Source organism: Brachyspira sp. G79, from assembly GCF_002379365.1.
GTDB lineage: Bacteria > Spirochaetota > Brachyspiria > Brachyspirales > Brachyspiraceae > Brachyspira.
Map to the genome: position 1 here is coordinate 869,595 of NZ_JQIU01000008.1, position 13,537 is coordinate 883,131.

Annotated in this window: 18 protein-coding genes; 9 read left to right on the forward strand and 9 right to left on the reverse strand. The window is 26.7% G+C overall.

Going from position 1 to position 13,537, the window contains the following annotated elements; genetic code table 11:
• Positions 1 to 107 precede the first annotated feature (107 nt).
• The 9 genes from KQ44_RS15385 to KQ44_RS05245 all read right to left on the reverse strand — a co-directional run bounded on the left by KQ44_RS15385 (position 108) and on the right by KQ44_RS05245 (position 5,357).
• The gene (locus tag KQ44_RS15385; RefSeq protein ID WP_276307031.1) at positions 108 to 230 is read right to left on the reverse strand and encodes a hypothetical protein; all 123 of its coding nucleotides are present in this window, start codon (positions 228 to 230) and stop codon (positions 108 to 110) included.
• 65 nt (positions 231 to 295) lie between these two features.
• On the reverse strand, positions 296 to 556 hold the full coding sequence (locus tag KQ44_RS14855; protein WP_240516494.1) for a hypothetical protein: 261 nt from the start codon (positions 554 to 556) through the stop codon (positions 296 to 298).
• Positions 549 to 1,121 carry an outer membrane lipoprotein carrier protein LolA gene (locus KQ44_RS05215; RefSeq protein WP_096736520.1) on the reverse strand — a complete coding sequence of 191 codons (573 nt, stop codon included), beginning with the start codon at positions 1,119 to 1,121 and terminating at the stop codon, positions 549 to 551. Before KQ44_RS05215 ends, KQ44_RS14855 begins: the two co-directional genes overlap by 8 nt.
• 81 nt (positions 1,122 to 1,202) lie before the next feature.
• Entirely contained in the window at positions 1,203 to 1,643 is a 441-nt protein-coding gene (locus KQ44_RS05220; RefSeq protein ID WP_096736521.1) for an acyl-CoA thioesterase, read from the reverse strand.
• Positions 1,644 to 1,646: 3 nt separating this feature from the next.
• Positions 1,647 to 2,609 (reverse strand): glycosyl transferase family 2, encoded by a 963-nt coding sequence (locus KQ44_RS05225; protein ID WP_096736522.1) that lies wholly within the window; start codon positions 2,607 to 2,609, stop codon positions 1,647 to 1,649.
• Between the two features lie 11 nt (positions 2,610 to 2,620).
• Entirely contained in the window at positions 2,621 to 2,965 is a 345-nt protein-coding gene (locus tag KQ44_RS05230) for a 3-hydroxyacyl-ACP dehydratase (protein ID WP_096736523.1), read from the reverse strand.
• Position 2,966: 1 nt separating this feature from the next.
• On the reverse strand, positions 2,967 to 4,313 hold the full coding sequence (locus KQ44_RS05235; RefSeq protein ID WP_096736524.1) for an AMP-binding protein: 1,347 nt from the start codon (positions 4,311 to 4,313) through the stop codon (positions 2,967 to 2,969).
• A 28-nt stretch (positions 4,314 to 4,341) separates the two neighbouring features.
• Positions 4,342 to 4,602 carry a phosphopantetheine-binding protein gene (locus KQ44_RS05240; protein ID WP_096736525.1) on the reverse strand — a complete coding sequence of 87 codons (261 nt, stop codon included), beginning with the start codon at positions 4,600 to 4,602 and terminating at the stop codon, positions 4,342 to 4,344.
• Between the two features lie 50 nt (positions 4,603 to 4,652).
• Positions 4,653 to 5,357 (reverse strand): beta-ketoacyl synthase chain length factor, encoded by a 705-nt coding sequence (locus KQ44_RS05245; RefSeq protein WP_096736526.1) that lies wholly within the window; start codon positions 5,355 to 5,357, stop codon positions 4,653 to 4,655.
• Positions 5,358 to 5,749: 392 nt separating this feature from the next.
• Here KQ44_RS05245 and KQ44_RS05250 point away from each other — a divergent pair, with 392 nt between their 5' ends.
• The 9 genes from KQ44_RS05250 to KQ44_RS05290 all read left to right on the forward strand — a co-directional run.
• Positions 5,750 to 6,142: a MerR family transcriptional regulator gene (locus tag KQ44_RS05250; protein WP_096736527.1), complete on the forward strand. Its 393-nt coding sequence runs from the start codon at positions 5,750 to 5,752 to the stop codon at positions 6,140 to 6,142.
• A gap of 12 nt (positions 6,143 to 6,154) precedes the next feature.
• Entirely contained in the window at positions 6,155 to 6,607 is a 453-nt protein-coding gene (locus tag KQ44_RS05255) for a cyclophilin-like fold protein (RefSeq protein ID WP_096736528.1), read from the forward strand.
• Positions 6,608 to 6,809: 202 nt separating this feature from the next.
• The gene (locus KQ44_RS05260; protein ID WP_096736529.1) at positions 6,810 to 7,655 is read left to right on the forward strand and encodes an aldo/keto reductase; all 846 of its coding nucleotides are present in this window, start codon (positions 6,810 to 6,812) and stop codon (positions 7,653 to 7,655) included.
• A gap of 105 nt (positions 7,656 to 7,760) precedes the next feature.
• Positions 7,761 to 8,681, forward strand: a complete 921-nt coding sequence (locus KQ44_RS05265) for an aldo/keto reductase (protein WP_096736530.1) — start codon at positions 7,761 to 7,763, stop codon at positions 8,679 to 8,681.
• A gap of 502 nt (positions 8,682 to 9,183) precedes the next feature.
• Complete coding sequence (locus KQ44_RS05270) at positions 9,184 to 10,161, forward strand: aldo/keto reductase (protein WP_096736531.1); 978 nt, start codon at positions 9,184 to 9,186, stop codon at positions 10,159 to 10,161.
• Between the two features lie 261 nt (positions 10,162 to 10,422).
• Positions 10,423 to 10,932, forward strand: a complete 510-nt coding sequence (locus KQ44_RS05275) for a flavodoxin (RefSeq protein ID WP_096736532.1) — start codon at positions 10,423 to 10,425, stop codon at positions 10,930 to 10,932.
• 32 nt (positions 10,933 to 10,964) lie between these two features.
• Positions 10,965 to 11,414, forward strand: coding sequence for a cupin domain-containing protein (locus KQ44_RS05280; protein WP_096736533.1), 450 nt, complete (start codon positions 10,965 to 10,967; stop codon positions 11,412 to 11,414).
• 102 nt (positions 11,415 to 11,516) lie between these two features.
• Positions 11,517 to 12,986, forward strand: coding sequence for a flavodoxin (locus KQ44_RS05285; RefSeq protein ID WP_096736534.1), 1,470 nt, complete (start codon positions 11,517 to 11,519; stop codon positions 12,984 to 12,986).
• 115 nt (positions 12,987 to 13,101) lie between these two features.
• A partial coding sequence (locus KQ44_RS05290) for a DUF4405 domain-containing protein (protein WP_096736535.1) occupies positions 13,102 to 13,537 on the forward strand: 436 nt, incomplete at its 3' end.

A 13,537-nucleotide genomic window follows, 5' to 3' on the forward strand; every position in this document is an offset into this window, starting at 1 on the left:
ATTTACAAATTGAATACCGTCTCTTGACTGCATATTATTTTCAGAAACTAAAATTTCATTTATTTTTGAATTAACTACAAAAAAAGGATCATCTTCAATATTATCTACTATAGGAATAAAAAAGGAGAATAAAAGTTAATAATAGAATTTTCTGCAACAACATAAGCCTCATCATTCAAAAGATAATCTCTTATCTCTTTTGAAAGAAGCTGGTATTTATATTTTATCATTATATTTAAAATATCATCATAATCTCTTGAATATAGATTAACTAAAACATTGCCGTATAAGTTTTTTAATATTCTTCTAATTTTAGTGCACTATTTTTGGCAATGTCAAAATTATCACTTTCTATAAATATTTTAATACTGCTTGAGTTTTTTAAAAAGAAATCTTCTAAAGGTTTTTGAAAATCTTTATCCTCCAAAAATTTAGGTGTTATGGACAAAAAATTCGTATCTATCTTTGCCGTTTTATCATATCTTGCTATAAATAAAATTAAAGCAGATAGATGAAAAAATATCCATAAAACTATTAGAAGTTTACTCCTATTCAAAATATTTTATCTCCTCAGAAGTTAAAGTGTTTGATTTGGATAAAACTTTCATAATATACTCTGTGGTACTGTTATTTGAAGAATACATTTTTATCTTTTCTATATATCCATCTTTTGCAAAACTCACCTCTATTTTTTCTATTATCTTTTTTAACTCTTCAGTTTTAGGAGTATAAACTATATTATTATTTTCTTTATTTTGATTAAATGATTCTAAGATAGTTTTTTCATCATATGTAAAAATTGACTTTATAATATTAGCTATTTGAGAAAACATAGCATTACTTGAATCAGCCATAACTTTCTTTTTTCCATTAGGTAGTATCTGCACAACATTTTTCTCTCCCATAACGGTTATTGATTCTTTAGGCAGTTTTGTAATCCAGCATATACCATATCCGCTTGCAACTATAAAATCTCCAGATGATTCAAAACTCCTTCCTTTCTGGCTTACTATTTGAGTATAAGTGCCTTTTAATAGTTTAGAATTTTTATATTCATCTTTTACCTGTCCAAATAAGAGAGAAGAAAGAGCTAATATAATTAATAAACAAAATTTTTTCATTTATTATTCCCCAATGATTATTAGTTATATATTATAATACAAAAAAACAATAATTTGTAAAAAAAATTTATATAAATGACATCAAAGTTTATTAAGTTTTTCTATTCTTTCAACAAAATCTTTAGGGCTATTTAAAAAACTCTTTCTAGTTTCAGAATCTATAGGCATTTGCAATGTGCTTGATTTTGATATAATTTTATTATTTTCATCATAAAAAGTATATTCTGTTTTCATGCCATTTAAATATTCTGTGATTTCAGTATGTATTCTTACCCTTTGATTTAATTTTATGGAATTAATATATTTTATTTCAAGTTTTACTATAGGCCACATAACACCTTTAGCTGTCATAATATCGTAATCATAATCTATAATAGAAAGCATAGCCTCCCTAGCCTGCTCCATAAACTTTACATAATTTCCATGCCAAACTACTCCCATAGGATCTAAATCATAAAAAGAAGGTTTTATATAATAATCATTTTCTAAATAAACTTTCTTATTATAAGTACGTTTTTTCATAAATCAATTCCCCTTATACCAAAAATCATGAAAATTATACCATTGATAAGGATATTCTATAGCTTTTTTTTCAATAATAGAAGCAAATTCTTTTGTTAAATCTAAAATAGTTTCATTTTTTTTCTTTCTGTTTTTTAATTCTGTATTATCAAGTCTTATTTTAGAAGAATATATATAAAAGTTGTATTTTTTTGAAAGTATTTTATCATTTTCTCTTAAAGCAAAGAAATAGTAAACAGGATATTTAAGTAAAATAGGTATAAGAAAAGCACCGCATGGAAAAGGAGCCTCTTCGCCTAAAAACTCTATATAATTTACTCTGTCAGTTTTGTTGGAAGTTCTGTCTCCTGCTATAGCAACTATCTCTCCGTTATCAAGCTTATTTTCAATGCTTAAAATGGTTTCAGGTCCTATATTTGAGGCATCAATAAAATCTATAAAAGAATTATTTTTACCCTCACCCATTAATAGATTAACATTTTTATTAACACGCGAATCTATTATTATATTTATCTTATAATTTTTTATAGGGTTTCCCTCATTGATAACTGCAAGTGCCTTTAAAAGCTCAACATTTCCAATATGCGAAAATAATATTATCATACCCTTTTTACTATTAAGCAAATCAATAACTTTTTTATACTCATCTTCTGTCTTTACTATAAGGTCTCTTATAGGTATATCCCCATTCCAAGCTGCTATTTTTTCAGCTACAGAAACAACAAATGAAAGTAAATGCTTATATGAACAAATAAAGTTAGATTTCACTTTTTTATTATACTTAGACATTCTTTTGAGATATTCTCTTGAAGCTTTCATTCTGCTTTTAGAATAAAAGAAATAAAATATACTTACTGGAATAAGATATATTATAACAAAAGTTCTTCCAAGAAGTTTATAAACAAAAGCTGAAAATATAACTTTCCATCTTGTGCCTATTTCTTTTTCTTCGCTCCAATGACTCATAAGATGAACCTTTATTTTAAATAAATCTTACCGTCAGAATATTTTTTATCTTCATCATACATCTTAAAAGAAAGAGTATTATTTAAATAATAACATTCTAATGTAATAATAGTATTTGGAAAAATCATATTAACAAATTTTAATTTCATAAGTTTATTAACAGAAAAATCTCTGCTGAAAATACTTTTATATATATCAAGAGCAATTTTAACCTGAGCTATAGCAGGTAAAAGTTTAAAGCTTTCAAAATGCCCATCAAAATAAGGCATTCTTTCATCTATAAAAACTTTTACTCTAAACATATCAGAAGTTTTTTCTTCTATCTTATAGTCTTTAAAATCAATATAATTATCCAAATTAATTTCCTTGCATTATAGTATCAAGTGCTTTTCTATCTATTTTTCCAATTTCTGTTCTTGGAATACTATCAACAAAATATATCTTTTTAGGAAGTACAACTGTTTCAAAATATCCTTTTAAATAATCTATAACATACTTTTTCATATGTTCAGCATTTCTATCTCTATTATTAAGCACTATAAAAGAAGCGATATATTCCCTTTTATCAGACCTGCAGTATATGGTGTAGCTATCTTTAAAATGCTTATCCATAAGTATTTGCCTGTCTATCTGCTGAACACTGATTCTTTTTCCTTCAACTTTTACTATAGAATCCTCTCTTCCAATAAGCTCAAACTCATTTTCATTTTTCATATTAACTACATCGCCGACATGTATCCAAACATTATCCCCAGTATAACCAGAGCAGCATTCTATACTTCCATGCTCATCAGTTTTGAGGCTTACTACACTAAGTCTTGTCCATAAGTCATTTTCACTTCTTCGTCTATAAGCCATAGCACCAGCTTCAGTACTGCCGTAAATCTCTGTAACATCAACTCCAAATACATATTTAGCAAGATCATTAACTTTTTTATCTAATAATCCTGTAGATGAGAATAAATGCCACTCTGCTCTTATTTTTAAAGAAGATCTATCTATTCTCTTTAAAAATGCTGGAGTTGTAACTATAGTAATTTTTTTATATTCATGAAAATTATTAACTGTCTCTAAATAATTTATCCTATTATCTAAAAATCTAAGTTCAAGCATATAAGGAACTAATACTGCAAAAACAAAACCATAACTATGATAATGAGGCACTGTGTACAAGAATACAGAATCTTTCATATCATCAGTAAATTGATTAACTATTTTTGAAGCCTCTGCCTCAAATTGCTTAAGAGTTTTTTCTATAAGTTTAGGGTATCCTGTGGAACCTGAAGTGTAAAAATTGATATTAATATTTTCATCTATAACAGCATTTTTAAGTATATCAAACCATTTATCATTGCAGGCACTTTCAAATACTTCATCTAAATTGATATCCGATTTATCATTATCAGATATATAAACCATAGAACTGCCTATTATACTTTCTACATATTTTGGACTATTATTGTTTAATACATTTACTCTTTTTTTTAAAATAAATCCAGATACAGTTACTACAATAAATCTGTATGCATCTTCAATAAATATTGTAATAGTATCTTCTTTATATTTAGAAATGTAGTCTAAAGCTCTTACTATATCATAAACAAAGTCTTTATATTTTATAGAACTTGTATTTTCCTTATGCAAAAGAAAAATATCTTCTGAATCTTTTAATGAATAAAAATTTGTATTGCTTAATTTTCTCATAATATTTTTTAATTTTAGTTTTTTAATTTTATTTATTATCTGAATTTTCTCTTATATATTTTGCCAATGTAGCTACAGAATAAAAATGTTTTTTATTATTCTCTTCTATATCAGAAAAACTTATATTAAACTTTTTTCTAATAGCAACCCCTATTTCTAAAGCATCTATAGAATCAAGCCCTAATTCATCGCCGAATAAAGGAGCATCCGTATCTATATCATCTATTGTCATACCTTCCAAATTTGCCGCCTCTATCACTATTTGCTTTATTTGTTCTTCAATTGTCATGTTATAATTCTCCTTAATAATAATTTTACATAAATCTAATAATAATTAAGTTATTTTTTTGTTAATTCGATTTTTCCCAATTTCAAATTTGTATTATCTGTTGATATAAATTTAATAAAATCAATAATAGAGTTTTCATCTTTTTTAATATTACTGTCAATCATATTCATATTTATATCAGCATCTTCCTTTGAAATAATACATGAAAAGGCAAAAGAATAATTAATATCTTTTGATATAGCTTCATAGCTTTCAGGCAGTTTTTCATCAGCTATTATTATAAGTGCTTTAGTATGTTCAGAATTATTTAAAAAAGAAATGGCATGTATAAGTGCTGTATCTACAAAATTATCATAGCAGGTAACGGCAACTGCTCTTTCATGATTTTTATAAAATATAGTAAGCTGTGCTGCTGCCGTATTAAAAACAGAAAAACTAAAAAGTGCAGGAGAAACCTCATGCTCTGTAACTATCTTTTTAGATATATTGTACTGCTGTTTTATCTCGCCGTATTTGGATACAAAGAATATAGGCATTTGATCATTTTCTTTAAGTATATTTTTTACAGATTCAAATGATAATTTAGTTATCTGACTAAGCCTTCGTTTCTGAGCTCTTGGTATAAAATCCAAATCTGGATTAGCCTCATCATAAGTAATTTTTATATCATTATTTATATTATCCAATATAAATTTTTTATCTATATTAGGAGCAAAAAAGTCCCAATCTAAAACTTTAAAACATAAATCTGACATAAATTTCCTAAATAAAAATTGTAATTCTACTTTTACAAATTATACTAAATTATACTATAAAGTCAACTATTAAATACTTGTTTCATAATAAATTAAATAATTTAAAACATTATTCAATCATTTAAAGCATATTTAAAAAGTCTTATTAAATATATAACTTAAAAATAAAATCAAATATATATCAATAAAAAGTATAACAATACATCTACAAAAATATTAAATTTCATTATTCAATACTTTTTGATTATAAATAATTATAATACATAAGTATTTGATATATTTTGTTAATAATTTAAACTAAATATTATAATTTTTGAATAAATAAATATTGACATTGGAGTGCACTCTAATGCTATAATCTACAAAAATAAAAAAAGGAGATAATTAAGATTATGACAATAGCAGAAGTAAGCAAAAAAACGGAATTATCTGCTGATACTTTAAGGTATTATGAAAGGATAGGAATTATACCTGAAGTAGAAAGAAGTGAAAGTGGAATAAGAAATTATACTGATTACGACTTAGGCTGGATAGAGTTTTCAAAATGCATGCGAAACTCTGGTATGTCTATAGAAGCGATAATAGAGTATATAAAACTGTACAATAAAGGCGATGCTACATTAGAAGCTAGAAAACAGCTTTTAGTAAGTCAGAGAGATGCTATGCAGGAAAAATTAAATGAACTTCAGGCTACTTTAGATAAATTAAATAGAAAAATAGAAAATTACGGAAATCAAATGTCAGTACATGAAAAAGATATGCTTAAAAGTAAAAATAATAATTAAGGATAAATAATTATGAAAATAAAAAAATATTTTTTAAGTTTATTAATATTTTCAATTATAGCATGCAATTCAGTTTACGGAGATAATACAACTATGAATAATGTAGATACTTTAAATACCTCAGTTAATGTAAAAATAAAAGATGAAGAGTACAAATTAAAATTATATGATAATCAAACAGCAAAAGATTTTTTATCCCTTCTTCCTTTGACTGTTAATATGAATGATTTAAACCGAAATGAAAAATATTATAACTTAAGCAAAAACCTTACAACTAAAACTGAGAATATAGGAAGTATAAAAACAGGCGATTTTTTACTATACGGCAATAACTGCATAGTATTATTTTATGAAAGTTTTAGAACTTCATACAGTTATACAAGACTTGGATATATAGAAAATACAGAAGGCTTAAAAGAATCACTTGGAAGAGGAAGCGTTGAAATAATTTTTAGTGCAAATTAAAAAAATTATAAAAATAACTATTGACATTGGAGTGCACTCTAATGCTATAATTTGAAAATAATTGATAAATAAACAGTATTTTAGCAGTAAAATTTCAGTGAGTTTATTGATAGCAACAACCATAAAAATTGTGAGCATCTGACAAATTTATTTGACAGATACTTGGGGCGAACAATTTTTATTAACAATAATAGGAGAATGTATGAAAACTGTAAAGTTGAATAATGGACTTGAAATACCTATATTAGGATTCGGAGTTTTTCAAATACCAGATTATGAAGAATGTAAAAAATCAGTATTAAATGCCATTGAAGCAGGATACAGATTGATAGATACTGCCTCAGCATATTTTAATGAAAAAGCTGTAGGTGATGCTATAAAAGAAAGCGGTATTGACAGAAAAGAATTATTTATTACTACCAAATTATGGATAACAGATGCAGGATATGATAATTCTAAAAAGGCTTTTGAAGTATCTATGGAAAAACTTGGTTTAGATTATTTGGATTTATATTTGATACATCAGCCTTTTGGTGATTATTATGGTTCTTGGAGAGCTATGGAAGATTTATACAATGAAGGAAAAATTAAGTCTATAGGAGTGTGTAACTTTTATCCAGACAGATTATTAGATTTAGTTATGCACAACAAAATAGCTCCTATAATTAATCAAATAGAAACTCACCCATTTTTTCAAAGAGAAGAAGATAATAAACTTATGAAAGAATACGGCATTCAAATAGAATCTTGGGGACCTTTTGCAGAAGGAAGAAACAATATGTTCACAAATGAAACTCTCACAAAAATAGCAAAAAAACATAATAAAACCACTGCTCAAGTTATATTAAATTGGCTTATAAAAAGAAATGTTGTTGTCATACCTAAAAGTGTGCATAAAGAAAGAATTATAGAAAACTTTAATGTGTTTGATTTTGAATTAGATGATAGTGATATGAATGAAATATTAAAACTCGATACAAAAAAGAGTTTATTTTTATCGCATACTGATATTGAAACTGTAAAATATTTATGTAATTATAAAATTTGATACATTTAATTTAATCAAAAATTTATGTTATAGAAGAACATAAGAATACAAATATTATAATGCACTATAGGTGTATAGTTTATAAATTAATAAAAAGGATAAATGATGAAAAAAATATTTGTTGGTTTATTATTTACTTTTATTTTAATTATCACAATATTTTCATTAAATAAAAAAGCAGAGGCAAATACCAATATGGAAAACAATAAAGTAGTTTTTAACTTTAATACAAAAACAGCAAAATTAAACAGTGGATATGAAATACCATTAAACGGAATAGGAACATACAGTTTATTAAATGACGAATGCTACAATTCTGTACTTTTCGCTTTACAAAATGGTGTAAGATTAATTGATACAGCCTATATATACAGAAATGAAGAAGAAGTTGGAAGGGCTGTAAAAGATTCAAAGGTTGATAGAAAAGATATTTTTATTATTACAAAATTATATCCTAATCAATACAGCGATGCAGAAAATGCCATAAATGAGGCATTAAAAAAATTAGATGTTGAGTATATTGATATGATGCTTCTTCATCACCCAAGCCAAAATGATGTTGAAGCATACAAGGCTATAGAGAAAGCAGTAAGAGAAGGAAAGATTCACTCTATTGGACTTTCTAATTGGTACATAAAAGAATTAAAAGAGTTTCTTCCTAAAATAAGTATAATGCCTGCTTTAGTTCAGAATGAAATACATCCATATTATCAAGATACTGATGTTATAGAGTATATTCAAAGTTTAGGTATAGCTGTTCAAGGCTGGTATCCTTTGGGAGGAAGAGGACATCAGAGAGAACTTTTAAATGATAAAGTATTAAAGGATATTGCTAACAAATATAATAAGTCAGTTGCACAAATTATATTAAGATGGAATTTGCAAAGAGAAGTAATTGTAATACCAGGTTCTAGTAATAGAGAGCATATAATAGAAAATACAGAGATATACGATTTTGAATTAAGTGATGATGACATGAAAAAAATAGCAGAATTAAACCGTGATGAAAAACATGACTGGTATTAAAAATTAATTGAGATGTGATTTATATATAGTTTTTAAAGTACATATTTTTTAAGTAAAATTATATAGCAAGTTTTGTTAATATCTCATTTTAAATGAGTTTATTAATAGCAGCAAATATAAAAATTTTGGTGTCTTTTGAGTTTACTAAAAAGAGCCTTTAAGCCCGAAATTTTTATTGGCAGCAACAATAAAAATTGTGAGCATCTCTTAAATTTATTTGGCAGATAATTTGCCAAAGGCATGCAAAGCGAGTGAACAATTTTTATTAGCAATAACCATAAAAATTGTGAGCACCTGCTAAATTTATTTAGCAGATGATTGAAGCGAACAATTTTTATTAGTAATAACCATAAAAATTGTGAGCACCTGCTAAATTTATTTAGCAGGTGATTGAAGCGAACAATTTTTATTAGTAATAAACATAAAAATTGTGAGCACCTGCTAAATTTATTTAGCAGATGATTGAAGCGAACAATTTTTATTAGTAATAATAGGAGCAATTATGCAAAAAAGAAAATTAGGAAATTTAGAAGTATCAGAAATAGGTTTAGGCTGTATGGGATACGGTGTCGTATATGATGAGCATTATGACAAAAGAGAATTAATATCCGTTATACATGAGGCTATAGAATTGGGTGTTAATTTCTTTGATACAGCAGAGGCTTACGGTCCATACAAAAATGAAGAGGTTGTAGGAGAGGCATTAGAAAAATACAGAGATAAAGTTGTGATAGCTACAAAATGCGGAATAAAAACTGTAAACGGCAAACCTGTATTAAATGCTAAAAGAGAAACTATAATAAAATCATTGGAAGGTTCATTAAAAAGACTTAAAACAGACTGTATTGATTTGTACTATATTCACAGAGTTGATCCTAATACTCCAATAGAAGAAGCAGCAGATACAATGAAAGATTTAATAAAAGAAGGTAAAATAAAACATTGGGGTATTTCTGAAGCAGGTATTAATAGCATAAAAAAAGCTGATGAAGTATGCAAATTAACAGCCATACAAAGCGAATATTCTATAATGTGGAGAGAGCCAGAAAAAGAACTTATACCGTTATTAGAAAAATTAAATATAGGTTTTGTGCCTTTCTCACCTTTGGGTAAAGGATTTTTAACAGGAAGATTTAATAATGCTTCTGACTTTTCAAGTAATGATTTTAGAAGTTCTATTCCTAGATTTCAAAAAGAAAATATAAAAGATAATTATACTTTAGTTGAAGTTTTGGAAGATATAGCAAGAAGAAAAAATGTAACAAAATCTCAAATAGCATTAGCTTGGGTGGTGCATCAAAAACAATTTATAGTACCAATATTTGGGACAAGAAAAATAGAGAGATTAAGAGAGAATATAGCTTCTGTCAATGTAGAGTTTAGCAAAGAGGAATTAGAAGATATTAATAAAGCTATTTCAGGCATAAAAATATACGGAGACAGATATCCAAAGGAACATTTAGAAATAGTTGGAAAATAAAGAAGTAATTTAAGAATAAGTTTACTGCTAGCAACGAATATAAAATTTTTAGGCGTATTTTAAGTTTACTTAAAAGAGTCTTTAAGTAATAAATTTTTATTAGCAGCAACAATAAAAATTATGAGCATCTGCTAAATTTATTTAGCAGATAATCGAAGCAAACAATTTTTATTAGCAATAATAAAAAATAAACGAGCTTCTAGCAACTTTAGTTGCTAGAAATTTTAAGTGAGTTTATTGGTAGCAATAATAGGAGAAATTATGAAAGCATTAATAGCATATTATTCGCATTCAGCAAATACTAAAAAACTTGCTGAACTTATAGGAAAAGTTTTAAAATCAGAATTTCAAAATGTACAAATAGACTTTTTTTATACTGAACCAGAAAAACCATACTCATCAAACTATAATAAAGTACTAGATGAAGCTAAAAGAGATATAAAAAATAATCATAAACCCAAATTAAAAAACAATATTGGAAATATAGAGGATTATAATGTTATATTTATAGGAAGTCCCAATTGGTGGAATACAATGGCAAGTCCTGTAGGTTCTTTTATAAGCAGTTTTGACTTTTCTAATAAAATTATTATGCCTTTCTGTACTCATGGCGGAGGCGGAGCTGGTATTATCAGAGCAGATATAGAAAAATTAACTAAATCAAAACAAGTTGGAAAAATATTAAGTGTATATGGAAATACAAGCAGTATAAATAATTCAGAAAGTGAAATAGAAAAATGGATTAAAAATATAAAAATAAACGTAAAATAAAAAATTAAATGATTAAAACAAGGAGAAATAAAATGTCAGATTATGAATACAAAAAAGCACCAGAAAAAACAATATTTATAAAAAAAGGAGAAGGTAAAAAATTTAAAGGCTCTAAAGAATGTTTTACAGGCGATGTTGAAGTAGAATTATTAACAGATGCTAATGAAGATTCTCATTTCTCTGTAGCCTATGTAACATTTGAAGCAGGTGCAAGAAGTGCATGGCATACTCACCCATGCGGTCAGCATTTGATAGTAGTTGAAGGCATAGGTCTTACTCAGGAAGAAGGAGGAGAGATTTTAGAGTTTCATGAAGGAGAAGCACTTTACTGCCCTAAAGATAAAAAACATTGGCATGGAGCGTCCCCAGACTGTAGAATGAAGCATATTGCAATAACAGGAGATAAAGATGGTAATAATGTTACTTGGTTAGAACATGTTAGCGATGAAGAGTATAATGCTTATAAAAAGAATAAAAAATAATATATGATTTTTATTCTATAACTTTTCTACATACTTTTTCATCTTAAATAAAGATTAATAAAATATATTATAAACTTCGTTTTTAATTAAAGGGAGAAAATTATGAAAAATAAAAAAATAGTATCAATATCTGTTGTGATTATAGCTGTAATAGTTTTTTATGCATTAAACAAATCAAAAAATAATGTAATTCAAAATCAGCAGGTTTTTGCTCAGGAAGTAAACACACAGTCAAATAATTCAGGAGATGAAAAAATGATAAATGATAATTTGATATTATTAGAAGGCGGAACTTTCATGATGGGAAGCCCAGATACTGAAAGACAGCGTGATAAAGATGAAGTTTTACATGAAGTTATGATAAATCCTTTTTATATAGATCCGTATGAAGTTACTCAAAAGGATTATCAAAATATTATGGGCGAAAATCCAAGCCATTTTAAAGGTGAAAATCTTCCAGTAGAAAATGTTACTTGGTATGATACTATAGAGTACTGCAATGCTTTAAGCAAAGCCAAAGGACTTACTCCAGCATATACCATAGAAGGAAATACAGTAAAATGGGATAGAAATGCTAATGGCTACAGACTTTTAACTGAAGCAGAATGGGAATATGCAGCAAGAGCTAGTACAAGAACAGTATTTAATTCTCTTAATCATATTACAAGTGATAATGCCAACTTTGAAGGAAGCTATCCTTATCTTATAGAAGAAAATTATGTTAATCCTCATAATCCTGATGTAAAAACAAGCCGTTATAGAGGAAGAACATTAGAAGTAAATAGTTTAAGTCCTAATCAATTCGGACTTTATAATATGCATGGAAATGTATCAGAATGGTGCTTTGATTATTACGGAGAATATGATATAGAAAATAGTAATAATCCTTTCGGTAATAAAAACGGTTCTTTAAGAGTAAGCAGAGGCGGAAGCTATATTGACTTTGCCAAACATTTAAGAGCTGCATACCGTTCTGCATGCAATCCTTTAAGCACAGACAGAAATACAGGATTTAGAATAGCAAGAAATGCCAAACCTATTAATGATATTATAGAAACAGTTTATTCTATAAATAAAGAAATACCTCAAAACCCTAAAATATTAATAGCTTACTTTTCTTATTCTGGAAATACCAGAAACGCTGCTGAGATTATAAAAGAAAAAACAGGGGCTGATATAATAGAAATAAAAATGAAATCCCCATACAGAGGAAGAGGAAATATATATGAAACATCTCAGATAGATTTGAATAATAATGTATATCCAGAATTAACAGATCATATTCAAAATATGAAAGAGTACGATGTTATACTTTTAGGCTACCCTACTTGGTGGGCTACTATGCCTATGCCTGTATTTTCATTTATAAAAGAATATGATTTTTCTGGAAAAAGTGTTATCACATTCAGCAGTCATGGCGGTACTATGTTTGGAGAAAGCGTTTCCGATTTGGCTAAACTTATACCAAATGCTTATGTAGGATTAGCTTTAGAATTTAATTATTCTGGAGGAAGAGAATTAGAAAATAGAATTTCTGAGTGGTTAAAATTAAACTCCATAAAAGAAATATAATTGAAATTTTACGTAAAAATTCTTTTTTATTTTATTTTCCTTTTATTTATATATACTCCCAATATTTATAAAAAGTATTGGGAGTTAAATAAAAAATTAGTAAGGCATACAATTAATGAAATTAAAAAAAATAATAAAAATTATAATAGATATTCTAATGTATATTATATTTATTTATCTTATGAGCTACAGACCAGGAAGAGGTTTATTTCTTCATGGTATATTCGGTTTTACTCTATTCATTTTATTTATACTTCATCATATATTAAATATAAAATGGTATGGCAGCATTATAAAAGGAAAATACGGCTTTATAAAAAAACTATTTATAACTATTAATTTTTTATTATTTTTAGATATGATTATAATGGCTGTAAGTTCTATCATGATGTCTGGAGATATATTTGCATTCTCTCCTTTTATAGCTAATCAGTTTGCAAGAAATTTGCATGTAGTATCAACATCGTCTGGATTTGTGCTTATGATATTTCATCTGGGACTTCATACTAATAATATTTTCAGAAATATATATACAAAAGTAAAAGATACAT